Source organism: Ruegeria sp. BI11 (assembly GCF_056538005.1).
Window position 1 is genome coordinate 126,429 of record NZ_JBQFSM010000008.1, and the last position, 22,501, is coordinate 148,929.

General features: G+C 57.9%; 18 protein-coding genes and 1 tRNA gene. 15 read left to right on the plus strand and 4 right to left on the minus strand.

The window, feature by feature from the left end; all coding sequences use genetic code 11:
- Window positions 1–175 precede the first annotated feature (175 nt).
- The 3 genes from ACR0DT_RS17180 to ACR0DT_RS17190 are packed head-to-tail and all read left to right on the plus strand — an operon-like array spanning window position 176 to window position 4,711.
- Window positions 176–2,368 carry a dehydrogenase E1 component subunit alpha/beta gene (locus ACR0DT_RS17180; RefSeq protein ID WP_480711929.1) on the plus strand — a complete coding sequence of 731 codons (2,193 nt, stop codon included), beginning with the start codon at window positions 176–178 and terminating at the stop codon, window positions 2,366–2,368.
- Window positions 2,365–3,399 carry an ACP S-malonyltransferase gene (locus ACR0DT_RS17185; protein ID WP_480711930.1) on the plus strand — a complete coding sequence of 345 codons (1,035 nt, stop codon included), beginning with the start codon at window positions 2,365–2,367 and terminating at the stop codon, window positions 3,397–3,399. The genes ACR0DT_RS17180 and ACR0DT_RS17185 overlap by 4 nt, the downstream gene beginning before the upstream one ends.
- A gap of 40 nt (window positions 3,400–3,439) precedes the next feature.
- On the plus strand, window positions 3,440–4,711 hold the full coding sequence (locus tag ACR0DT_RS17190; RefSeq protein WP_480711931.1) for an NAD(P)/FAD-dependent oxidoreductase: 1,272 nt from the start codon (window positions 3,440–3,442) through the stop codon (window positions 4,709–4,711).
- Between the two features lie 19 nt (window positions 4,712–4,730).
- On the opposite strand, the gene ACR0DT_RS17195 is transcribed toward ACR0DT_RS17190, so the two are convergent.
- On the minus strand, window positions 4,731–5,633 hold the full coding sequence (locus ACR0DT_RS17195; protein WP_480711932.1) for a LysR family transcriptional regulator: 903 nt from the start codon (window positions 5,631–5,633) through the stop codon (window positions 4,731–4,733).
- A gap of 76 nt (window positions 5,634–5,709) precedes the next feature.
- Here ACR0DT_RS17195 and ACR0DT_RS17200 point away from each other — a divergent pair, with 76 nt between their 5' ends.
- From ACR0DT_RS17200 to ACR0DT_RS17220, 5 genes are all read left to right on the plus strand, one after another.
- Window positions 5,710–8,922: a reductive dehalogenase gene (locus tag ACR0DT_RS17200; protein ID WP_480711933.1), complete on the plus strand. Its 3,213-nt coding sequence runs from the start codon at window positions 5,710–5,712 to the stop codon at window positions 8,920–8,922.
- Window positions 8,923–9,049: 127 nt separating this feature from the next.
- Window positions 9,050–9,916, plus strand: a complete 867-nt coding sequence (locus tag ACR0DT_RS17205; RefSeq protein ID WP_480711934.1) for an FAD binding domain-containing protein — start codon at window positions 9,050–9,052, stop codon at window positions 9,914–9,916.
- Complete coding sequence (locus tag ACR0DT_RS17210) at window positions 9,913–10,392, plus strand: (2Fe-2S)-binding protein (protein ID WP_480711935.1); 480 nt, start codon at window positions 9,913–9,915, stop codon at window positions 10,390–10,392. The genes ACR0DT_RS17205 and ACR0DT_RS17210 overlap by 4 nt, the downstream gene beginning before the upstream one ends.
- On the plus strand, window positions 10,392–12,647 hold the full coding sequence (locus ACR0DT_RS17215) for a xanthine dehydrogenase family protein molybdopterin-binding subunit (RefSeq protein WP_480711936.1): 2,256 nt from the start codon (window positions 10,392–10,394) through the stop codon (window positions 12,645–12,647). The genes ACR0DT_RS17210 and ACR0DT_RS17215 overlap by 1 nt, the downstream gene beginning before the upstream one ends.
- The gene (locus ACR0DT_RS17220; protein ID WP_480711937.1) at window positions 12,640–12,885 is read left to right on the plus strand and encodes a MoaD/ThiS family protein; all 246 of its coding nucleotides are present in this window, start codon (window positions 12,640–12,642) and stop codon (window positions 12,883–12,885) included. Before ACR0DT_RS17215 ends, ACR0DT_RS17220 begins: the two co-directional genes overlap by 8 nt.
- Here the strand turns inward: ACR0DT_RS17220 and ACR0DT_RS17225 are convergent.
- A complete protein-coding gene (locus ACR0DT_RS17225; RefSeq protein ID WP_480711938.1) occupies window positions 12,882–13,589 on the minus strand; it encodes a lysophospholipid acyltransferase family protein in 708 nt (235 codons plus the stop codon). The genes ACR0DT_RS17220 and ACR0DT_RS17225 overlap by 4 nt on opposite strands.
- A gap of 144 nt (window positions 13,590–13,733) precedes the next feature.
- On the opposite strand from ACR0DT_RS17225, the gene ACR0DT_RS17230 reads away from it, so the two are divergent.
- Window positions 13,734–13,809 (plus strand) — tRNA-Trp (locus tag ACR0DT_RS17230).
- A 517-nt stretch (window positions 13,810–14,326) separates the two neighbouring features.
- Here ACR0DT_RS17230 and ACR0DT_RS17235 read toward each other — a convergent pair.
- On the minus strand, window positions 14,327–14,794 hold the full coding sequence (locus ACR0DT_RS17235; RefSeq protein ID WP_480711939.1) for a hypothetical protein: 468 nt from the start codon (window positions 14,792–14,794) through the stop codon (window positions 14,327–14,329).
- Window positions 14,795–15,045: 251 nt separating this feature from the next.
- On the opposite strand from ACR0DT_RS17235, the gene ACR0DT_RS17240 reads away from it, so the two are divergent.
- Complete coding sequence (locus ACR0DT_RS17240) at window positions 15,046–15,678, plus strand: tyrosine-type recombinase/integrase (protein ID WP_170774124.1); 633 nt, start codon at window positions 15,046–15,048, stop codon at window positions 15,676–15,678.
- Between the two features lie 440 nt (window positions 15,679–16,118).
- Here ACR0DT_RS17240 and ACR0DT_RS17245 read toward each other — a convergent pair whose 3' ends face one another.
- Window positions 16,119–17,453, minus strand: coding sequence for a tetratricopeptide repeat protein (locus ACR0DT_RS17245; protein WP_480711940.1), 1,335 nt, complete (start codon window positions 17,451–17,453; stop codon window positions 16,119–16,121).
- 99 nt (window positions 17,454–17,552) lie between these two features.
- On the opposite strand from ACR0DT_RS17245, the gene ACR0DT_RS17250 reads away from it, so the two are divergent.
- The 5 genes from ACR0DT_RS17250 (at window position 17,553) to ACR0DT_RS17270 (ending at window position 22,470) form a co-directional block, all read left to right on the plus strand.
- On the plus strand, window positions 17,553–17,786 hold the full coding sequence (locus tag ACR0DT_RS17250; RefSeq protein ID WP_480711941.1) for a hypothetical protein: 234 nt from the start codon (window positions 17,553–17,555) through the stop codon (window positions 17,784–17,786).
- A gap of 10 nt (window positions 17,787–17,796) precedes the next feature.
- A complete protein-coding gene (gene gntH / locus ACR0DT_RS17255) occupies window positions 17,797–19,269 on the plus strand; it encodes a guanitoxin biosynthesis MBL fold metallo-hydrolase GntH (protein WP_480711942.1) in 1,473 nt (490 codons plus the stop codon).
- Window positions 19,270–19,273: 4 nt separating this feature from the next.
- Window positions 19,274–20,254 carry a CobW family GTP-binding protein gene (locus tag ACR0DT_RS17260; RefSeq protein ID WP_480711943.1) on the plus strand — a complete coding sequence of 327 codons (981 nt, stop codon included), beginning with the start codon at window positions 19,274–19,276 and terminating at the stop codon, window positions 20,252–20,254.
- Between the two features lie 165 nt (window positions 20,255–20,419).
- Window positions 20,420–21,217, plus strand: coding sequence for a transporter family protein (locus ACR0DT_RS17265; RefSeq protein WP_480711944.1), 798 nt, complete (start codon window positions 20,420–20,422; stop codon window positions 21,215–21,217).
- Window positions 21,218–21,588: 371 nt separating this feature from the next.
- Window positions 21,589–22,470: a LysR substrate-binding domain-containing protein gene (locus tag ACR0DT_RS17270; RefSeq protein ID WP_480711945.1), complete on the plus strand. Its 882-nt coding sequence runs from the start codon at window positions 21,589–21,591 to the stop codon at window positions 22,468–22,470.
- Window positions 22,471–22,501: the final 31 nt, after the last annotated feature.

Below are 22,501 nucleotides of genomic sequence, written 5' to 3' on the forward strand. Positions count from 1 at the left end.
CAAATGCAGGTATTTCTTGGGGGTATGCGTCTGCAAGCCTGTGCGTCGGACCGGATGTTTTTTCTGGGAAGTTTGCGGCTTTCTTTTGCCTCTCCGCTCGAATGCCTGCAAGAAAAGGAGGGTGCTGCTGGAGCATCGCCCCAAGTTGTAGTCAGAGAGGATCAGGAAGCAGGCCATGGATCGCGCTCAGATCGTTCACGAGAATTTCCTGACCCGAGTCGCGCGGCGCGATTTGCCCGAAGGGGCCGCCCCCCGACCGGGTCTGGGCAACCCCGAGGCGGTGTCGCTGTTTCGGTCGCAGGTTCTCAGCCGCGCGCTGGACCGCACCAGCCGTGCTATGCAGAAGGCGGGGCGGGGATTCTATACGATAGGCTCGTCGGGGCACGAAGGGATGGCGGCCGTCGCCCATGCGCTGCGCCCGACCGACATTGCCTTTCTGCACTACCGCGATGCGGCGTTTCAGATTGCCCGGGCCGAGCAGGTGCCGGGCCAGCAGATCGCCTGGGACATGCTGCTCAGCTTTGCATGTTCGAAAGACGACCCGACGTCGGGCGGCCGGCATAAGGTGCTGGGATCAAAGGCACTGACGATCCCGCCGCAGACCTCGACTATCGCCAGCCATCTGCCCAAAGCAGTGGGCGCGGCCTATAGCCTTGGCGCGGCGAGGCGGCATGATCCGGAACATCGCGAGTTGCCCATGGACGGAATCGCGGTTTGCTCATTTGGGGATGCCTCGGCCAACCACTCCACTGCGCAGGGGGCGTTCAACACCGCCGGATGGACTAGTGTGCAATCGACGCCGTTGCCGTTGTTGTTCGTCTGCGAGGATAACGGGATCGGTATTTCGGTGAAGTCGCCGAAAGGTTGGGTTCAGTCGTCGATGGAGCATCGCCCGGGCATCAAATATTTCCAGGCCAACGGGCTGGATGTCTATGAGACCTACGCCGTGGCGAAAGAAGCCGCCGATTATGTGCGCACCCGCCGCAAACCCGCCTTCTTGCATCTGAAAACCGTGCGCCTCTACGGTCACGCCGGGGCGGATGTGCCGACCACCTACCTGTCAAAAGCCGAAGTTGAGGCCGATGAGGCCAACGATCCGCTGTTGCACACTGTGCGTCTGCTGGACCAAGCCGGCGCGCTACAGCCGGATCAGGCGTTGAAGATATACAATGACACCTGCGCGCGCACGGACCGTGTCGCAGCCGAGGCTGCCACCCGTCCGCATTTGTCCAACGCCGTCGAGGTAGTGGCCAGCCTGATCCCGCCGAAACGCTCCTGCAAATACACCAACGGCCCGGATGTCGAGGCCCGCGCAAACGCCTTTGGCGGCGATCTGCGGGCAATGAATGACCCTCAGCCAATGAGCCGTCTGATCAACTGGGCGCTAACCGATCTGATGCTGAAACATGGTGAGCTCGTCTGTATGGGCGAAGACGTGGGCCGCAAAGGAGGCGTCTATGGGGTTACGCAGAAACTGCAGCAGCGGTTTGGCCCGGATCGGGTGATCGACACGCTGTTGGACGAACAATCCATTCTGGGGCTGGCGATTGGTATGGGGCATAACGGATTCATTCCGATACCGGAGATTCAGTTCCTGGCCTATCTGCACAACGCCGAGGATCAGATCAGGGGGGAGGCAGCGACGCTGCCGTTCTTTTCGAACGGGCAGTTCACGAACCCGATGGTGCTGCGGATTGCGGGGCTGGGGTATCAGAAAGGCTTCGGCGGGCATTTCCACAACGACAATTCCCTGGCGGTTCTGCGTGACATCCCGGGGGTGATCATTGCCTGCCCATCCTCAGGCGCGGATGCGGCGCAGATGCTGCGCGAATGCGTGCGGCTGGCGCGTGAAGAACAGCGGGTGGTGGTGTTTCTGGAACCCATCGCGCTCTATCCGATGCGTGATTTGCATGGCGCGCAAGATGGCGGATGGATGACCAACTATCCGTCGCCGGACCAACGTATCTCACTGGGCGAGGTCGGCGTGCACGGGGATGGCACCGACCTGGCCATCGTGACCTATGGTAACGGACATTACCTTTCGCAACAGGCGCTGCCCGAACTGGACGCAGCCGGGATAAAGACCCGCATTATAGACATGCGCTGGCTGGCGCCTTTGCCAGTCGATGCTCTGCGCGAGGCGGCCAAGTCCTGCGCACATGTTCTGGTCGTAGATGAATGCCGCCGCACCGGCAGCCAGTCCGAGGCGCTGATGACGTTCTTCGCCGAAGAAAGTCCCCAAACACCAACCGCGCGTGTCGCGGCTGAGGATTGCTTTATCGCCACCGGTCCGGCTTATGCTGCACCACTGCCATCCAAGGACGGTATCGTTGCCGCCGCGTTGAAACTGACCGGAGGCCACCAATGACCCACACAGCCGTTGTCATCTGTCCCGGTCGGGGCACCTATAACAAGCCCGAGCTGGGCTACCTGCACCGCCATCACGCGCAGCGGATGGACCTATTCCAAAGCTTTGACGCCATCCGCGCCGAGAAGGGGCAGGACGCGGTGACCGCCTTGGATGGTGCAGCCCGCTACACGATGTCCAAATATTCGCGAGGGGATGTGGCCTCGCCCTTGATCTACGCGGCCTCCGTGGCCGACGCGCAGGTTTTGGCAGACGATATCGAGGTCGTCGCGGTCACTGGCAATTCGATGGGCTGGTATACCGCCCTTGCCGTCGGAGGTGCACTGTCGCCGCAGAATGGCTTTCGGGTGGTGAACACGATGGGCACGCTGATGCAAGAGCAGCTGATCGGCGGGCAACTTGTCTATCCGTACACCGGTGATGATTGGCGTGACGCTCCGGCGCTCAAGGCCGAATTGCTGGCGGACATCGCGCGGATTAACGCAACCGACGGGTGCGATCTGGCACTGTCGATTGATCTGGGCGGGATGTTGGTGCTGGCCGGGAACGAAGCGGGCTTGAAGGCGTTCGAAGCTTCTCAGCCCGTCGTACAGGAACGCTTTCCGATGCGGCTGGCGAACCATGCAGCGTTTCATACGCCCTTACAGGCGCCGGTTGCTGCCGAAGGGCGCGCGCGACTGGCACCGGATCTGTTTGCGCAGCCCGATCGCCCGCTGATCGACGGACGCGGCAAAATCTGGTGGCCGGGCGCGACTGATACGCAAGCGCTGTGGGATTATACTTTAGGTCATCAGGTGACCGAAGCCTATGACTTCACCCGCGCCATTCAGACCGCCGCGCGTGAGTTCGCCCCGGACCTGTTCATTGTCACTGGCCCGGGTGCGACCTTGGGTGGTGCTGTGGCTCAGTCACTGGTTCTGGCCGATTGGAAGGGCATGTCGGACAAGTCGGCGTTTCAGGCGCTGCAACAGGCCGAGCCATTTTTGATTGCCATGGGCCGCGATGATCAAAGGGCGCTTGCAACCGGTTGATCCAACCGCAATGATCCGCGCAAAAAATTCGGAGCCGAGCGTGAGTAGTCACAACCAATCCCTTTGGTTGAAAACCTGCCGTGAGAACGTGGATAGCCGTCCATTGGGCAGTGATTTGACGGTTGATCTGGCCGTGATCGGCGGGGGCTATACCGGCTGTTCCGCCGCGCTGACGGCTGCACGGGCCGGGGCGTCGGTCTGCTTGCTAGAGGCGCAAGAAATCGGGCACGGCGGTTCAGGCCGCAATGTTGGTTTGGCGAATGCCGGTCTTTGGTTGCCCCCAGAGGATATCCGCGCGCATTTGGGTAAAGCCGCCGGAGATCGGTTGATTACCCTTTTGGCCGCTGCGCCATCGGATGTGTTTGATCTAATCGAACAGAATGGCATCGACTGTGATCCGGTGCGCAACGGAACGTTGCACTGCGCGCATTCCGCGTCGGGCCTGCGGGACTTGCAGAAGCGTCACGATCAGTTGAGCGCCACCGGTGCACCGGTTGAATTACTGCCCGCCGATCAGGCAGCGCAACGGACCGGCAGCGCGGCGTTTCATGGTGCGCTGTTTGATCCCCGCGCGGGAACGATCCAGCCGCTGGGCTATGTGCGCGGTCTGGCCCGTGTCGCCGCTGAGGCCGGGGCGCAGATTGTCACCCAATGCCCGGTGCAGTCGATTCAACACAGCGACGGTCAATGGGTGCTGCAAACTCTACAGGGCATAGTGCGCGCGAAATCGGTGATCCAGGCCACCAATGCCTATCATCAGGGTCTTGAGGCCTCGACCCCGGATTATGTACCGGTCTATTATTTTCAGTTCTTCACGGCCCCGCTTTCAGACAATCTGCGGGCCAGTATCCTGCCGGGGGGGGAGGGGTGCTGGGATACGGGGTTGATCATGACCTCTTTCCGCATGGATGCCGAAGAGCGGCTGATCATCGGGGGCATGGGTGATCTGGGGCAGGCGGGCCGTGCGGTTCATGAGGCATGGTGCAGGCGCAAGTTGGCCGAGCTGTTTCCGCAACTTGCCGATCAACCGTTGATTGAGGGATGGCATGGGCGCATCGCAATGACCTCGGATCACATCCCCAAGATCACGCAGATCGGCCCCAGCGCCCTGTCAGTGCATGGGTATTCCGGGCGGGGCATTGGCCCGGGCACTGTTTTTGGTCGCTTGATGGCCGAAAGCCTGTTGCAGGACGATCCGGATTTACTACCTGTACCTGCGGTTTCTGAATATCGTGAAAGCTGGACCGGCCTGCGCCGCGCCTATTTTGAATCCGGCGCGACGTTGATGCATTTCATCAAGGCGCGGTTCTGATCCGCGACCACCCCGGCGATCAATCTTGCAGCGCCGTGGCAATGGTCTCGATCCGCGCGCGCAACCAACGATGGGCCGGGTCATTCGCAGAACGTTGATGCCAGACCATATAGATCGAAACCGGTGCGCACTCGAACGGCAATGGTGCGCAGTCCAGCGCAGCCAGCGGCCCATGTTTCATCAATGCCGTGTCTGTGGAAATCAGATCGCTGCCTTTCACAAAGGATGGAATTGCGTGGAAATGCGGCAGGGTGACGGTGGGTGGTCGGATCTGGCTTTGATCCACGCCTCGCATCACCGCGCGAGAATTACGCCCATCGGCAAATCGCACCTCGATATGTTCGGACTGGCAATAGGCCTGCCAACTGTCCGGTGGGCCGCGTTGATCGGCATCGTAGAAAATCATCAGCGGGCTGATCAGCAGACGTTTTTGAAAAATATCCGGCCCATCGGGCGGTAGCGGGGTCAGCATCAACTGGCACCGGTCACTGCGCAATAAGTCCGGGTCAGGGACGCCTGATGGGATGAACCCCAGCCGCAGACGCACGCCTTCGGTTCGAAGCGCGCGTAACAGTGGCGGAAAGATCAAATCGCGTGGCATGTCGTTGGCAGCGATTTGGATGCAGATCTCTTCGGCCAGCGCATCAAAGGGGCGCTCGTCCGTCAGTGCCCGCATGCCGTCCAGCACCTGCTGCACCGGCTCTTTCAGCGACAGGGCGCGCTCGGTCGGGGTCAGGCCCTGACCCGAGCGCACGAACAACGGATCGCCTAGCACCTGACGCAACTTGGCCAACGTGTGACTTATCGCCGATTGCGTCACACCCAGCCGGTCAGCCGCTTTCGAGACCGAGCTTTCCTCGAGGATCGTCAGGAAGGTGCGTAGGACCTTGCCGTCCAGATCAGTAAAATCAGTTTTGCTCATACCATCTATGATTATTCATGAATGGATTTGCTGTCCACGGCGCATTAGGTGACAATCAGACTATAGGAGGCGCGTAATGGGAATCCGCTTTTTCTCGGATAAGAACAGACCGGTTCATATGGGCCGGTATCCGCTAGAGCGGTTGGCGCGGCAGGCCGGGACGCCGGACCTGTCCACGGCGCCCTCGATGTCAAAGCTGAGCTTTCACCGACCGGGCCAGCCTGAAAGCATCGTCAACGCGATGGGTGAGTTCCAGGCGATGATGGACGCCATCCGCGATGGATTCGTGAACCCGGTGAGATCAGAGATTCCGGCGGACCCGTCCGAGCGAGCCAATCACCTTAAGGCGTTTGGGTATTTCAATGATGCCTCAATGATGGGCTGCGGTCCTTTGCTGTCCGAGGCGCTGTTGTCTGAACCCCGACGCAATCCCGATATCGACCGTTTGGCCCATGCGCTGAAAACACGACAGACCAAAACGCTGGCCTCGGGAATCGACCTGATCATGGCGGACCTGAAAGAAAGTATGGAGGCCGCGCCCAAGCCGATGGACACGCATCGCCATGCCATCGTCTTTCTGTACGAACACAACCGGGACCCGGACCCGGATGAGCCGGGAGCCGAGTGGATTCTCGACGCGCAGGATCACCGGGCCTGTCTGCTGGCGACCGAGAATGCGGTGGTAGTCGCTAACTATATCCGCCTGCTGGGCTTCGACGCGCGGGCGCATACGGCGATGTCGTCTGAAGTTGATCTGGGTAAATTGGCGGTAGCTGCGGGTCTGGCATCGGTTGAGGGTGGCGACATTGTGGCCCCATGGTTGGGCAAACGGTTCGGTCTGGCCGCTGTGACGACTGAGCTGCAGATCGCGCATGACCAGCCGCTGCAGCCCAAGGTGCAGCAGCCATGGTTCCGCACCCAGGGTCCGGCCTGGTGGTTGGGCGCTGGATTTGCCAAGAATGCTTTGAACCGAGATCCTTATGCCAAACGGCGCTATGTGGACGGGGCACATCCGTTTGAAAAGCTCAAACGGGTCGAGAACCCGACCACCTACATTGATGAAGAAAACGTCGCCCGTGTCCCCAAGCGCGCGGACATGTTTGCGCGGGCGCAGTTTGGTGACATGGGCAAGCCATTGCAGGATGGGGCCAAGGGTGGCCACTATGTGCGCAAAGCCGCCCCCAGCTCTGCGCAACGCCGCGCTCTGGGCGCGTTTGTGTTGCTGCAGGATGGCGAAAGTGCGGCTTCTGTGCTTCCAACTGATGCGACGCGCAACGCTGCAAGTATTAAGGCAGCGAGCTACTTTCTGGGTGTCGACGCGGTCGGGCTTAGCCGGTGCCCGAACTGGGCATGGTATTCTCATGATGCGACGGGTGAAGAGATCACGCCGCCTCATGACCAGGCTATCAGCATGATTATCGATCAGGGCTATGAGACAATGGAGGGTGCTAGCGGCGATGATTGGATCAGTGTCGCCCAATCCATGCGCGCCTACCTGCGGTTTTCCTTGCTGGGCGGAGTCATCGCGCAGCAAATTCGCAACCTTGGCTACAAGGCGCGGGCGCATACGGTGATGGATGGCGAAGTGCTGCAACCGCCGCTGTTGCTGTTGTCGGGTTTGGGGGAGGTTAGCCGGATTGGCGAGGTGATCTTGAACCCTTATCTGGGTCCGCGCCTGAAATCCGGCGTCGTGACAACGGATATGCCGGTCAGCCATGACAAACCCATCGATTTCGGACTGCAGAGCTTTTGCGAAAGTTGCAACAAATGCGCGCGGGAATGTCCCTCGGGGGCGATCACAGCCGGACCAAAGCTCATGTTCAACGGCTATGAAATATGGAAATCCGACAGTCAGAAATGCGCGACCTATCGGATCACAACACCCGGTGGTGCAATGTGCGGGCGGTGTATGAAGACCTGTCCGTGGAACCTCGAAGGGATTTTCAAAGAACGCCCCTTCCGTTGGGCCGCAATGAACTTGCCGCAAGCTGCGCCCGTGTTGGCAAAGCTGGATGATACTGTCGGGAACGGCGGTCTGAACGACACCAAGAAATGGTGGTGGGATCTCGAGTTGCAGCTTGATGGTGCCTATCGGCCCACCATCCACCCGTTGAACCGGCGCGGTCTGCAAACCGAACTTGATCTGAAATACGAAGACCAGACATTGGCCGTTTACCCCGCCTATCTGGCACCGCACCCGTGGCCTTACCCCTTTGCCATGGATCGCGAGGCCGGAATTGCCGCCTATCAGGCGATGGTCACGGCCGAGGAATACAAGGCCCGCAAGGCAGTCGGAGATATGTCGGTGATCCACCGCTACACCATCGCGGGCGATGCACCGGTGATGCGGGTTGCTCTCACTAAAGTCGATAAAATGACCACAGATGTGAGCAAGTACGAATTTTCCGCCCTCGATGGTGCGCCCTTACCCGACTGGACCGCTGGGGCGCATCTGGACGTGTTGGTCGCGCCGGAATTCTTGCGGCAATATTCCATGTCCGGCGATCCGTCTGATCGGTCTGTTTATCAGATCGGTGTGCTGCGCGAGGACGAAGGGCGCGGGGGTTCGGCTCTGCTGCACCGCATCTTCAACGAAGGGCGCAAGGTATTTATTTCGAAACCCATCAACCATTTCGAACTGGATGAGACGGCCTCCAAAACCTTTCTGATGGGGGGCGGGATCGGCATTACCCCCATGATTGCTTTTGCCCATCGCCTGCACGCACTGGGCAAACCGTTCGCGCTGCATTATTCCGCCAGCACTCGTGCCAGTGCCGGGTATCTGGACGATCTGGCCACGATGCCCTGGGCGGACTGCGTACACTTTCATTTCTCGGATGAAGGCACGCGCGCCGATCTGGATGCGATTTTATCAGGCTACCAGCCGGGCTGGCACGTTTATACCTGTGGGCCGGATCGCTACATGGACGGAGTGATACAAGCCGCCGAGGCGCAGGGCTTCCCCGAAGAAGCGCGGCATCTGGAATATTTCTCGGTGCCCGAACAACCCGACTATGAAAACCATCCGTTCACGCTACGGCTGGCCAAGTCGGGGCGGGAGTTGTCCGTCCCAGCGGATAAGGACGCAGCACAGGTGTTGACTGAGGCAGGGATTCACGTTGACGTCAAATGCTCGGACGGGATCTGTGGGGTCTGCAAATGTGGCGTGATCTCGGGCGATATTGAACATCGCGATTTCGTGCTGTCGAACACGCAGCGCGCGGATGCGATGATCCTGTGCCAAAGTCGCGCGGCGCAGCCGGACGGTGTGATCGAGATCGATCTCTGACAACTGGTCTGGAAACGACATCGGGTTACGCAAAAATTGGTCGCTCCTGCCATGGACGCCGCCATGCTGCTGCACTAACGTCCCCTCTGAACCCAGTGAATCCTGATCAACAGGTACGAGGTATTTCATGGATTATCACAGCCCCGCCAGCTTTGCCGAAGCCTCGGCACTGGCCGCAAATGCGACGGGCATCACACGGTTTCTGGCAGGCGGCACAGATGTTCTGGTGCAGCTACGATCAGAACTGGTGACGCCCGACACCCTGATCGACATCAAGAAAATCGACGGCGTGCGCGATATCAACAGCAATGCAGATGGCAGCTGGACGCTGGGCGTCGCCGCCACCGGCGCCGAGATGAGCGAACATCCCGACTTGGGCCGCGATTGGCCCGGCGTGGTCGAGGCTATGGACCTGATCGGATCGACCCAGGTTCAGGGGCGCGCGACGCTGACTGGCAACCTCTGCAATGGCTCTCCAGCAGCGGATTCAGTGCCTGCCATGGTGGCTGCGGGCGTGACCGTTACGGTGACCGGCCCAGAGGGCGACCGTGAGGTTGCGGTCGAAGACATCCCAACCGGACCCGGCAGAACGTCACTGGCGAAGGGCGAGTTGATCTCGGCCGTCCACATCCCCGCACGAGGCGAGAATGGCGGGGACGCGTATTTGCGTTTCATCCCCCGGACTGAGATGGACATCGCCGTGGTCGGTGTCGGCGTCAGCCTGCGTCTGGAAGGCGACACCATCACCGAGGCGCGCGTGTGCCTGGGGGCTGTCGCGCCGACCGTGCTGCTGGTCGAGGACTGCGCCAAGGCTATCATCGGCAGCACTTTGGACGACGCAGCGCTGGACGCGCTGGCCGCCGCGGCGTCCGCCGCCTGCAACCCGATTGACGACAAACGCGGCACCATCGAATTCCGCACCGAGGTCGCTGGCGTTCTGGCCAAGCGCGCCGCGAAAATCGCCTATGCCCGCGCCAAGGGAGAGCAAGCATGAACAAGTTCCATGTATCCACCACCGTGAACGGGGACACGGTCGACTACCTGTGCGATCCGCGCGAGACCTTGCTGGATTGTCTGCGCGACAAGTTGAACCTGACGGGCGCGAAAGAGGGCTGCGGCACCGGTGATTGCGGCGCATGTTCTGTCACTGTTGATGGCCGTCTGGTCTGTTCTTGCCTGATGCTGGGGGTCGAGGCCGATGGCAAGCAGATCGAAACCGTCGAAGGCATCGCGGATGGCGACGTTCTGCATCCGTTGCAGAAAAAGTTCATCGAACATGCTGCTCTGCAATGCGGTATCTGCACGCCGGGCATTCTGGTTGCGGCCAAGTCGCTGCTGGAAAAGAACCCCAACCCGACCGAAGAAGAGGCCCGGTACTGGCTGGCAGGTAACCTCTGCCGGTGTACGGGATATGACAAGATCATTCGCGCCGTGATGGAAACGGCCGAAGAGCTGCGGGAGGCTTCGTAATGGCACTCGACGATCGTAAGACACAATTCACCTTCGTTGGAACGCGTCCGAACCGGCCCGATGGGTTGGACAAGGTGACAGGCCGCGCCAAGTTCGGCGCGGACATTTCCGCACCGGGTATGCTGCACGGTGCGATCCTACGCTCGCCCCACGCCCATGCGCGGATCGTGAAGGTCGACACCTCGCAGGCCGAGGCGCACAAGGATGTCAAAGCCGTCGTCACCCGCGCGGATTTCGCCGACGTGCCGTTCAAGCCAGGGCTTGAGGGCGAGTTTTGGAATGTTCTGGAAAACGTCATGGCGGGCGAAAAGGCGCTGTATGACGGTCACGCCGTGGCGGCGGTTGCGGCGACCTCGGCCCTGGCGGCACGCGATGCGCTCAAGCTGATTGAGGTTGAATACGAGATACTACCGCACGTCACCGACGTGGATAAGGCGATGGCCCCGGATGCTCCGGTCATTCGCGAGGGTGCTGCGGATTATTCCGTGCCCGAGGGGATGCACCCGAATGTGGTGCGGTACCACGAAAGCGGGCACGGCGATGTCGAGGCCGGCTTTGCCGAGGCTGATCTGGTCATCGAAGACAGCTTTGTCACCGAGGCGACCCATCAAGGTTATATCGAACCGCACGCCTGTCTGGGCATGTTAGGCAATGACGGCAAGGGCGAGCTGTGGTGCACCACTCAAGGCCATTGGATTGCGCAGAAAACATGCGCAGCACTGCTGGGCATCGAAACCTCGCAATTGCGCGTGACCGCGTCCGAGATTGGTGGTGGTTTCGGCGGTAAGACCACCGTCTTCATCGAACCGGTCGCGCTGGCGCTCAGCCGCAAGGCGAACCGGCCGGTCAAGATCGTGATGACCCGGTCGGAAGTGTTTAGGGCTACCGGCCCGACCTCATCTGCGTCGATGGATATCAAGATCGGGATGAAGAAAGACGGCACCATCTCGGCTGCCCAAGGTGTGTTCCGCTTGCAGGGTGGGGCGTTTCCGGGCGCGCCGGGCGATATGACCGCCATGTGTGCCTTTGCGCCCTATAACCTGACCAATGTCAGCCAGATCGGCTATGACGTGATGGCGAACCGCCCGAAACAGGCGGCCTACCGCGCGCCGGGCGCGCCGATGGGAGCCTTTGCGGTCGAGTCGGTGATTGATGAGCTGTGCAAGAAGCTGGACCTCGACCCGATCGAAGTGCGCCTGAAAAACGCCGCCCACGAAGGCACCAAGGCCAGCTATGGCCCAACATACGAGCGGATCGGTCTGGTAGAAACGCTCGAAGCCGCCAAGGCGCATCCACATTACTCGGCCCCGCTGAAGCCGGGGCAGGGACGCGGGATTTCATGTGGGTTCTGGTTCAACCACGGCGGTGAGACCTCGGTGTCGCTGGCGCTGTCCGAGGATGGTTCGGCGCAGTTGATGGTCGGCACGCCCGATATCGGTGGTTCGCGCGCGTCAATGGCGCTAATGGCGGCCGAGGTTCTGGGCATCCCGTATGAGAATATTCGTGTGACCGTCGCTGACACTGCGACGCTGGGATATAACGACGTTTCGCATGGCTCGCGCGTGACCTATGCAAGCGGTCTAGCGACCATTAAGGCAGCAAAACACGCGGTTGAAAAACTGTGCGAACGGGCTGCCGCCAGCTGGGGGATCCCGGCGGATGCGGTGAAATGGGAAAACGGCTGCGCGGTGCCTTCGGGGCCCAATGCTGGTGATTTTGACCCGCGCCCGCTGGCCGATATCACCGCCCATATGGGGCAGACCGGCGGGCCTATTTCGGGCCATTTCGAGGCCACGCCCGAAGGCGCAGGCGTGTCGTTCGGTACCCATATCGTTGACGCCGAGGTCGACCCGGAAACCGGCAAGACAAGTGTCACCCGTTATACGGTCATTCAGGATGCCGGTAAGGCGATCCACCCGACCTATGTGGAGGGCCAGTATCAGGGCGGTGCCGCGCAAGGCATCGGCTGGGCGCTGAACGAGGAGTATATCTACGGCGAGGATGGACGCCTGCAGAACTCGATTTTCCTCGATTACCGAATCCCGGTCGCTAGTGACCTGCCGATGATCGACACGGTGATTGTCGAAGTGCCCAACCCAGGCCACCCGTTTGGCGTGCGTGGCGTAGGTGAAACCGGTATCGTGCCGCCTTTGGCCGCCATCGCAAATGCGGTGTCCCATGCGGCTGGTGTGCGGATGCGACAACTGCCGATGTCACCGCCGCGCATTCTGGCGGCGCTGAAGGACAATGGTTGAAGTCCACCTCTGGTCCGGCCTCCGGTCACTGACCGGGGGCCGACAGGTGGTGGAGGTCGAGGCCAAGACCACCGGCGAGTTGTTGCGCGAACTGGTACGGGTTCACCCGCAACTGCAGGCCCCGATTGATGCAGGGGTCTCCATAGCCATCGACGGGCGCGTCATCGCCAGCGGGTTGACCGAACCGATCCCCGAAGGCAGCGAAATTTATTTGATGCAACGCCTAAGGGGCGGTTAACCCGTAGGCGACCACGGCTCGCGCCCGACCATGCGGTCGGCCTCGGCGGTGATGTCGTTCATGTGCTGCTCAAGGCTTTGGCGTAATTCCTCGATTTGTTCTTCCGAGGCTTTGCGCGGCACGGTTTCAGTCCATTCCCGGCACAGAAAAACACCCCTGTTGCGCCAGGGGCGTGGCATCAAAAGACGATCCCATGTGCCCGCCTCGCGGCCATGTTCAGCCGAAAAGGTGATGCCGAACACCCGCTTACCCGAGGTGCGCGCCCAGACCAGAGGCACCGTGGACAGTACCCGTTCGGGTCCGCGCGGACCGTCAGCGGCGATGCCAATGGAAATACCCTGCTTGATCTTGCCGATCACCTGGCGCGATATCGCAATATTATTTGCGTTTTTGCTGGTCATGGCGATGGTGTCCATGCCGAACAGCTTCTGTACCCGACCCACCATGCTGCCCGCCCGTGCAGCCGAGGTGATCGAACAGATCTGCCCCTTGTCCAGCGGAAAGAAATAGGGGGATTGCGCCAGCCTTTGGTGCCACAGAACCACGATAACGGGCTCACCCTGTTCGACCAGTCGGTCCAGTTCTTCGTATCCGAGGCGCTGCCACGTGGTGTTGCGATTGACCCACCGGATATAGCTTGCAATGCGGCGTGCAACCCAATTCAGGACGGCTTCGCTGTCGGCGATCTTTTTACGGATACTCACGGATGGGGTCCCTCGTACTGACCAAACCGTGTCTTATAGAACTCACCGCTGCACGCAACTTGTTTGTCGGATACCTTAGTCGCGCGGATTCTGAAAAAACCCTCTTGAGTCCGCCGCGCGGCTAGCATATCTGGGGCGCACCTTAGGGGTATAGCTCAGTTGGTAGAGCGACGGTCTCCAAAACCGTAGGTCGCGGGTTCGAACCCTGCTGCCCCTGCCATTAAAATCAATAACTTATGTCGATATCGACTTGCAGGCGCGCAAAATTTTGTGCGATTTTTTGTGCGTTTTTCTGAAAAAGCGCGTGAATCAGGCCAACTTGCCACACTCCTGGCTCCGCCGACCTCGGCTTGAGGGTGAACCCCTATCCCTTACCGACAACCGGCAGAAAGTGGCAGAAAGCCCGTTTCTTTCCGTGATATCGGAAAGGAAGCGTCAGCACTGACACCCCCTCCATAATATGGATACCCTTTTGCGGTTACCGGGCCGGACACCTGCTAAATCCCGCTAATCTGCTAATCGCCCTTTCCTTGATACTGGGAAGCCCCGACGTAACCTGCCCATCAGTCAGGTTTACCGCTCCCCGTTAAAACTCGTTAGAAAACGGCCCCCAATGAAACAGCCGGCCCATTGCTGGACCGGCAAGAAGCTTAATGGCAAACATCGTTGCAGCTTCGCAGACAAAACGAATTTTTGTGTTCGCAACTTGAATGTCTGCTCGGTCGCAAGTTCCAGAGCTATTGAAAACCTTCGACTATACGGAAAAAATTTGACCAAGCCGCTTCTTGTTCGTCAGGTATTCCGCTTTCGTCGCCCAAGATGAATTGCTCCGGCGTTACCCATTCAATGTTCGGCGGTAGTGCTGCCGCGCACAGTTGCTCGATCCGTGGCTCACTCAACTCAGCGCCAAGAACTTGCGGCAAACTTTCCAGACCGGACGCCATTTTACTTAGTACAGCTACTGTGGGCCCCAGTTCTGCTCGTTCTGCATCTTCCGGAAAAGCAGCAATAAGTGTACCGATTCGGGATAGGTCTTGATCCCGTGTGCCGCCGCAGGCCCACTTGATGGCCAATGGCTGTAAAACGAAATCAAAACCGAAGAATGCGTTGATTGGATTTTGATTTTGTGCAAGCACCACTGAACCAGCCGAGCTTAAGCCGCCGACCAACGAGCCAAGCAATAATAGAACAAAGCGAGAGAGCATAACCTCACCTCTCTAATCAACAAGCGCATCATGAAGTGCACAGTTGCAGACAGTGAGTCAGATGCCAATCGAGAAAGCTGCCATTCGTGCGCATCGTAGCATCAGTGACTTTGGGCTCGAAACGGTCATGCGCTGCGCTGCTCACGAACGTCGGGTAAGCTGATGACACCTGCCATTTTGCTCCTTGATAGAGTCAGTTGGTCGACATGGTGTCGGTGCTTGGAGAGGGAGGGAAGGATGGAGGACAATCGATGTCCATTATTCAACTTCCTGCCATCACACCGAAGCGCCCGCCGTGGAACAAAGGTCGCCTTATAGGCCAGAAACGCCCGCTTCTCGCGAAGCAGGTCTGGGCCATCCGCGCCCGGCTTGAACTCTCGGACAATCTCAGGGATTTGGCACTCTTCAATCTTGCGATCGATAGCAAGCTGCGAGGCTGCGATCTCGTTCGATTGAACGTAGCCGATCTTGTTACTGGTGATCGTGTCCGCGAACGCGTGACAGTTGTCCAGAGCAAAACAAAACGGCCGGTCCAATTCGAGGTCTCGGAAAATACCCGCCAGTCCGTCTGGACCTGGATATGTCGCCCGGAGATGCTTGGACGCACTTTCCTTTTCCCAAGCCGCTTCCACGAAAGGCCGCATATATCGACACGACAGTACGCGCGTCTGGTCCTCGATTGGGTGTCGGCGATTGGTTTGGAGCCGAGCGGTTACGGCACGCATTCGCTGAGACGCACAAAAGCGGCACTGATCTACCGGAAAACAGGCAATCTACGCGCGGTGCAGCTTTTGCTTGGCCACACCAAGGTTGACAGCACAGTTCGATATCTTGGCGTTGAATTAGAAGACGCGCTGAGTATCGCAGAAAAGATCGACGTGTGAAGATTGAGCGGGCGGCAAGAGCCGCCCGCTTTTCGTGACTGGCGATTGTCGCATGAGTGTTGACCATCCACTGGGCTTCTGAGCCGAGACGAGCGTCACCATCGTTGTCGATTGAGTTGAATCTCCCGCCCGGATCGCCGGGCTCAGGTCAGTAGCTGGGGCGTCATCACTCCCATGTGACTGCTTGTGCGAAGTAAGCAGTCACTCCTGTAAAGTGCGGCGAACGTCCTCTTCGAGCCCGTTTTTTCTGATTCTGCGCGATGCCCCAACGACGGCAATGCGCAGTAAGCAGACTTTGAAAATCTACAAAGCCCACTCTCAATCAAAGACGGCGTGGTCCAGCTCTACCGCCGATTTTAGCATCCCCGTGTGCTTTCAAAGCGGAATTATATGAAAAGGTTTTGACGCTCATTTCGAGGCAATAGGCGCGATGCGTTTCGTCAGTATCTACTCAGCGTCTCCAGTATTATATTCCGCGTATTGACGTCGTTGTGGAAAATCCTGTCAGCGAGAAACTCGGACGGAAACTCGGGCCATGTCTTTTTCATTTCAGTAACGAGACGTTGTGCTTCTTCTGAATTTCCCAACTGATCGTGCGCAACGGTTTGGAATAATAGCGAAGGAGCACTAACAGGCGCGCCGGCAGCTGGTGCGCCCTGAAAGGCTTCAACAACGTTTTCATAGTTCCCGAGCATAAGTTGCGAAACACCCCAGATGTTTCTTGCACCAAACCTACCAGATCCTGATCTGGCTCTCTCCGGATCACTAACCTCGGCTGCGAGTTCCGGGGCGTTAGCCATGATGGCAGTGATACCTGCAAGGTCGAGAATATGGCCATCCTTCGGTGCCAGTTCGATTGACATTCTTGCGTATTTCAATGCCTCGTTTGACTGGTTTTTGACAGCCAGCACCCAACCATTTGCGCCGTTTGCCCACGCATCGGCAGGGGACAATTCAAGCGCCTTACCAGACATCTCCGAAGCTTGACGGAAGAGATCTTCCCTTTGTGCTTTGTCAGGCGACAAAACCGCCAGGATCGCCAGGACCTGCGCTGATCCGGCATAGCCGTCAGACAGAGCCGGGTCGAGTTCCATCGCATGCTGGAACATTCCCAGTGCTATTTGCTGACGTTTGACATCAAAAACGGGAAAAAACATGCCTCGGGCTTGATCCGCAAGGTTGGCCGCCTGGAGTCTTGTCAAAGATTGCTCACCAAGTGCTGCACGTTCAGCTTGTTCGATGGATTGGGTCGTTGGCAAATCCTTGCTGTTTTCCTGACTCAACCAGATGCCAAGCACAGCGATTACTGCAAGGACACCCAATCCAGCTGGCAGCAGTTGCAGCGAACGCCGACGCCCTTCAGACCCATCGCGGTTCCATGCACTTGATGTGCGGTCTCCAATTGTAGGTTCGTATGAAAATCGCGGCTTGTATCCGCCGGGATCAACAAAAATGCGAACACCTTCGCCGTCCCATTGAACTTCGTAAAACTCACGTAGCAGTCGTCGTAGCCGCCTGGCTTCGACGCGAACGAGATTTTGACCGCCAGAGCCATCAATGCGTCGCCCATAGACCTCCACAGCGATAGCTTTACCTCGAATCTGGGGACCACGACCCGCGATAGCTTCCTCGACAACGTATGTAAGAAACTGCTGGAGACGGGGCGAAGCTTGAAACTCGTCGCTCGATACAACGCGTTCGAGTGCTTCTCGGACAAGATCCGGCGACGGCTGCCCAACTTGTTGATCTATCGGCAAATCATTGGCTTTGTTCAAGGCAAACTCACCCCCAACTCACGGTGACTCACTTGGCTGGCGCGGTCAACCTCACTCATCTCGATGTGAGAATAGATAGTGTGGGCCGGGATTTATCCAGTGGCGGTGGACCTGATTGAAGAGATTCCAGAACTTTCCGAGGTGCTGTCAGGGCGTATCGAAACGGATGCGTTACTCAAAGAGGTTATCGAAGACCTGAAGAAAGTTTCCGAGCTGTTGGATGATGTATCGATCTCAGCCTCAGAGCGCACGGAATGGGCCCACATCAGATCTGAACTCGTGAACGAGCTTCGCCGGATGGTGAAGCGCAATCCTCGCAGCATTTCCAATTGAGGGCATAGCCATGACAAATGAAGACAACGGCAAAGATCTTAAGAACGAACCGAACCAGCAATCTGACGAAATCGAAAACCCTTCCCGGCGCCACGTTATGCAAGGACTTGCAGCGGGCGCGGTCGCAACAGGTGCCGTTAGTTACGGCACAGGCGCAGCACAAGCGCACCAGGGCGATGGACCACTGGGCGAAAGCCTAAAGAACCCGTACGGCGGCAGGCCCGCGGGCGGTATCACGCTACCGGAGTATTTCCGGCCCACAAAATACATGACAGGTTCGAATGCAAACTACTTCCCGCTGTCCGAGGACCTCGGGCCCGACGAAATGCGGATTTCATTCTGTGGTTCCACCCCATTTCCTCCCCGTGAAGATCAGGCTGGCACCTGTATTATGGTCGAACTGGGTAACGGAAAACGGTTCTTCTTCGACTTCGGGTCAGGCTGTGTCCGCAACATTATCGGGATGCAGGTCCCGGGTCAGTTAATCAACGACATCTTCATCACGCATCTACATGTCGATCACTACGCCGACATCCCTTACATCTATCCATTCCGGGCTTGGTCCGGTGGGTACACACCGCTGCGCATTCACGGCCCCTCTGGTCGGACCCCCGAGCTTGGCACAGCCGGAATGGTCAAAGGGATGCAACAGATGCTCAAGTGGCATCTCGAAGCTTTCGACGTCTTCCCAATCGGGGACGGGTACGAGATCGAAGTCAATGAATTCGATTTCCGTCAGGAAGGCGGTATCGTTTATGACGAAGATGGCGTCACAGTGCGCTCCTGGCCACGCAGCCATGCCAAGGACGGTGCCGTCGGGTATCGGCTGGACTGGAACGGCCTGAGCTTTGTTTGGACCGGTGACGGTCGTCCCGATGAGCTGAGCCTTGAATACGGCAAAGGCGTCGATGTGTTTGTGACCGAAATGTCCGGACAGGATATCGGTCAGTTGATGACCTACAAATACGGTTTGCCGCAAGAGCTGTTCAACTACACAATCGATACGCACCACACTTCTCACTACGCTGTTGGTAAGATGATGGCTGAGGCGCGCCCACGGCTTGCAATGGTGACCCACTATACGCAAGACGAAGATATCGATGCCGAAATGCTGGCGGGAATCCGAGCCCATTATGACGGGCTGTTCGCCTGGGGGTTGGACGTCGCCGTAGTCAACGTAACCAAGGATGCAATCTGGTATCGTAAGGCGACGCTTCCCGGAAAATCTGGTTCGGTCGCCCCCTTCCGCGAATTGGGCAAGATGGAAGCAGAAGGCAAGATCACGTTGCCGGATGAAATCAAGCCGCCTGCGCCGCGGTCGTCACGTGCCGAACAGCAGGACCAGAAGTACCGCGACATGGAGATCGACCCCAAGGAATACTATCCAGCTGATGTATTCCGAGCCCCCGATCCAGAATGGCCCAGTGATTTCGTCATCAAGGTCGATGATGTCATCCCTAACCGCAAGAAGAAGGCGGAGTGATGACATGATCGAATTCGGCTCGACATCCGCAATCCCTGTTACGATCCTTACCGGCTTTCTCGGAGCCGGTAAGACAACACTTCTGAACCGGATCCTGACAGGCAATCACGGGCTGCGGGTTGCGGTTCTTGTGAATGACTTTGGATCCATCAACGTCGATGCCGATCTCGTAGTGGGCCTCGAAGATGATGTGATGAGTCTGGCGAATGGCTGCGTTTGCTGCTCGATCCGAGATGACCTGATCGAAACGGTAGAAGCCGTTCTCGCCCGGCCTGAGAAACCGGAATACATCGTCCTTGAAGCAAGTGGCGTGTCGGACCCATCGTCAATCGCGATGACGTTTACGGATCAACGGTTCCGGGACATGATCCGGTTAGACAGCCTCATGTGTCTTGTCGATGCGGAACAGCTATTTGCCGCGCCGGAACAAATGGAACTGAAGCTCCGTCAAATTGCATTTTCGGACATGGTAATTCTGAACAAGGTCGATCTTGTCGACAGGGCCACAGTTCAGAAAGTGCACGATTGGCTCGGGTCTCGCTTCCGTCGCTATCGTTTGGTCGAAGCTGTCAATGCGGACGTCCCTCTGGACATACTTCTTTCAGTCGGTCGCTTTGCCGCCGAACAACTCGAAACGGAAATACCCGATCACCATGAACATGGACCAGATTGTGGTTGTCATCATACTGATCACTCAGACAGCTTCTCAACAACTATGATGAAAGCTGAACGCCCAGTAAGCCTATCTTCCCTCCGGAGTGCTATTCGGAAGCTTCCCGGCGACGTTTATCGTCTTAAGGGTTTTGTTTTTAGCGAGGAGGATCCAGATCATCGCATTCTTGTTCAGGTGGTCGGAAAACGTATGGACATCGCACGAGATGGTGCTTGGGGGGACCGCAAACCCGAAACAAGGCTTGTCGCTATAGGCGCACCGGGGGCGCTCTCCGAGGATGTGCTTTCGGACACGCTTATGGAGACAGTCTGAAGGCCAGTTTCGACCAAGTATTTTGGCTATAAGTCAACCGTGCTGGACAATTTCATACAGTTCGGCGGCGGCGGACTTTGAGTGTGCCATTGATGTCATTGCCAACCTGGCGATCTCAAACGCAAGCCACCCATGAAAAAACGGCCGGCTGAAAGGAGACCGCCTATGAACGTAAGGTTGCTACGCTGCTCCATAATTGCCGGGATTGGTGCCCTTTCTTGTACTGCCTGGGCAGAGTCCCAGGAAGAAGAACTAGCAAGGCAACTTGCTAACCCAGTGGCCGCTCTTATTAGTGTGCCATTCCAGCTGAACTATGATCAGAATTTGGGTGCCGACAGAAACGGTTCGCGTTGGATATTGAATGTACAGCCGGTTGTACCTTTTAATCTTACGGACGATTGGAACCTCATATCCCGAACAATTCTCCCAATCGCCTCCATAGATCGTGGCCTACCGGGTTCCGGATCCGAAACTGGGCTAGGAGATACCGTCCAAAGTCTTTTTCTTTCGCCGAAAAGGCCGAGCGCTGGCGGTTGGATCTGGGGGGCTGGACCCGTTTTTCTGCTGCCGACGTCGACAGATAACAGCTTAGGTCTCGGAGAGTGGGGTGCTGGAGTTACCGGCGTGGCTCTCAAACAGCAGGGTCCTTGGACATATGGTGGCCTGACAAATCACATCTGGGACATTGATGGTGATACAGACATCAATCAGACGTTCTTACAGCCATTTATTTCCTACACAAATTCGAACGCGTGGACGTTCACTTTAAACACTGAGTCCACCTACGATTGGGAAAACGATCAATGGTCTGTGCCAATCAACGGTGTTGTCACCAAAGTTACTCAACTCGGGGATCAACTTATCAGCGTAGGCGGGGGAGTACGCTATTGGGCAGACGGCCCCGATAGTGGGCCCGACAGTTGGGGTATGAGACTTGTAGCTACCTTGCTGTTTCCCAAATAGTTGAGCCCTTCCTCAGTGAAAATCGCTTGTCGGATACAGGCATTGCGCGGATGGAAGCGAACGGCAGTTTGTCCGCATTGGAAGTCACCATGCTGGGATTTGAAAGCCTGCTTTGGGCTGTCTGCGGTCATCCGGTGAAAGCGGGCCAATGGTGGCAAAGTCCGCAAAACCTACCATCGGAAGCGCTTTGATCTCGCCCATGCAGCGAATGGCAGCTTCTGTGAAGCTGCACCAAGCCACTATCTGACAAGATGAATGGCCGTTATGGGCAGTAGGCGATAGCGGCTAAGTTTCACATGGGCTTGCGGACTTGTCCATAACGCGCTGTACTACTTTGTGGTACTCTCCACGAGAAATACGAGGCCAACTGTTTGCGCTCAAGCCCGAACCTTCCTCCACTTCTGTCGCTTCGTGCTTTTTCAGCTGTTGCGAGGCTTTTGAGTTTTCGAAAGGCCGCGGATGAATTGTTGATTTCGCAAAGCACGGTCAGCCATCACATTCGGCAGCTTGAAACGATGCTCGGAACCCCACTTTTCGCACGGCATGCCCGCAGCATCTCGCTAACTCCTGAGGGGGAGCGTTATCTCGTAGAAATCAATGCCGCATTTCGTACGATCACGGATGCGACCGCAGAGCTTCGGGCCGAAGCTGGGCGGGAGACGCTTCGCGTCACGGCGCTGCCGTCCTTCTGCTCAATGTGGCTCATGTCGCGTCTTGCCTCTTTTTCGGATGCGCATCCAGGGATTGACATTGAACTGGACCCGACACTCGAGATTGTCAGCTTTGCTCGCGACGAGGCTGATCTGGGCGTGAGGTTCGGAACCGGTCCGTGGAAGGGTGTGGATGCCCGGCTGTTGTATGTCGAAAAGATTGCCCCCGTTGCACATTCTGAGCGAACCCTGCCACTCACAGACCTGTCTGACGAACAGCTACTCATGAGCCGTAAGGAACAGGAATGGCAGTCTTGGGCGGAGCCCCGCGGAATTGATATAGCGGGCGCGAAACGGATGCAGCTCAGCGACTATAATGTGGTGATCCAGGCCGCAATCGATGGCGGAGGTGTAGCGATCGGTCGTCAGTTACTTGTTGAAACACTCGTGCGTGAAGGTAGGCTCACTTGGCTCGCAACACCCGAGGCAGTAGACGAAAACTTCGGCTATTGGCTGGTAAGTGCTGAAGGACGGCCTTTCACCCGCGCAATGTCGTTATTTGCTGACTGGCTCGCCGAGGCTTTCGCGGAAACCGGAATTTGAGCCTTACCACCGAGTGATCTATTTATTCGAT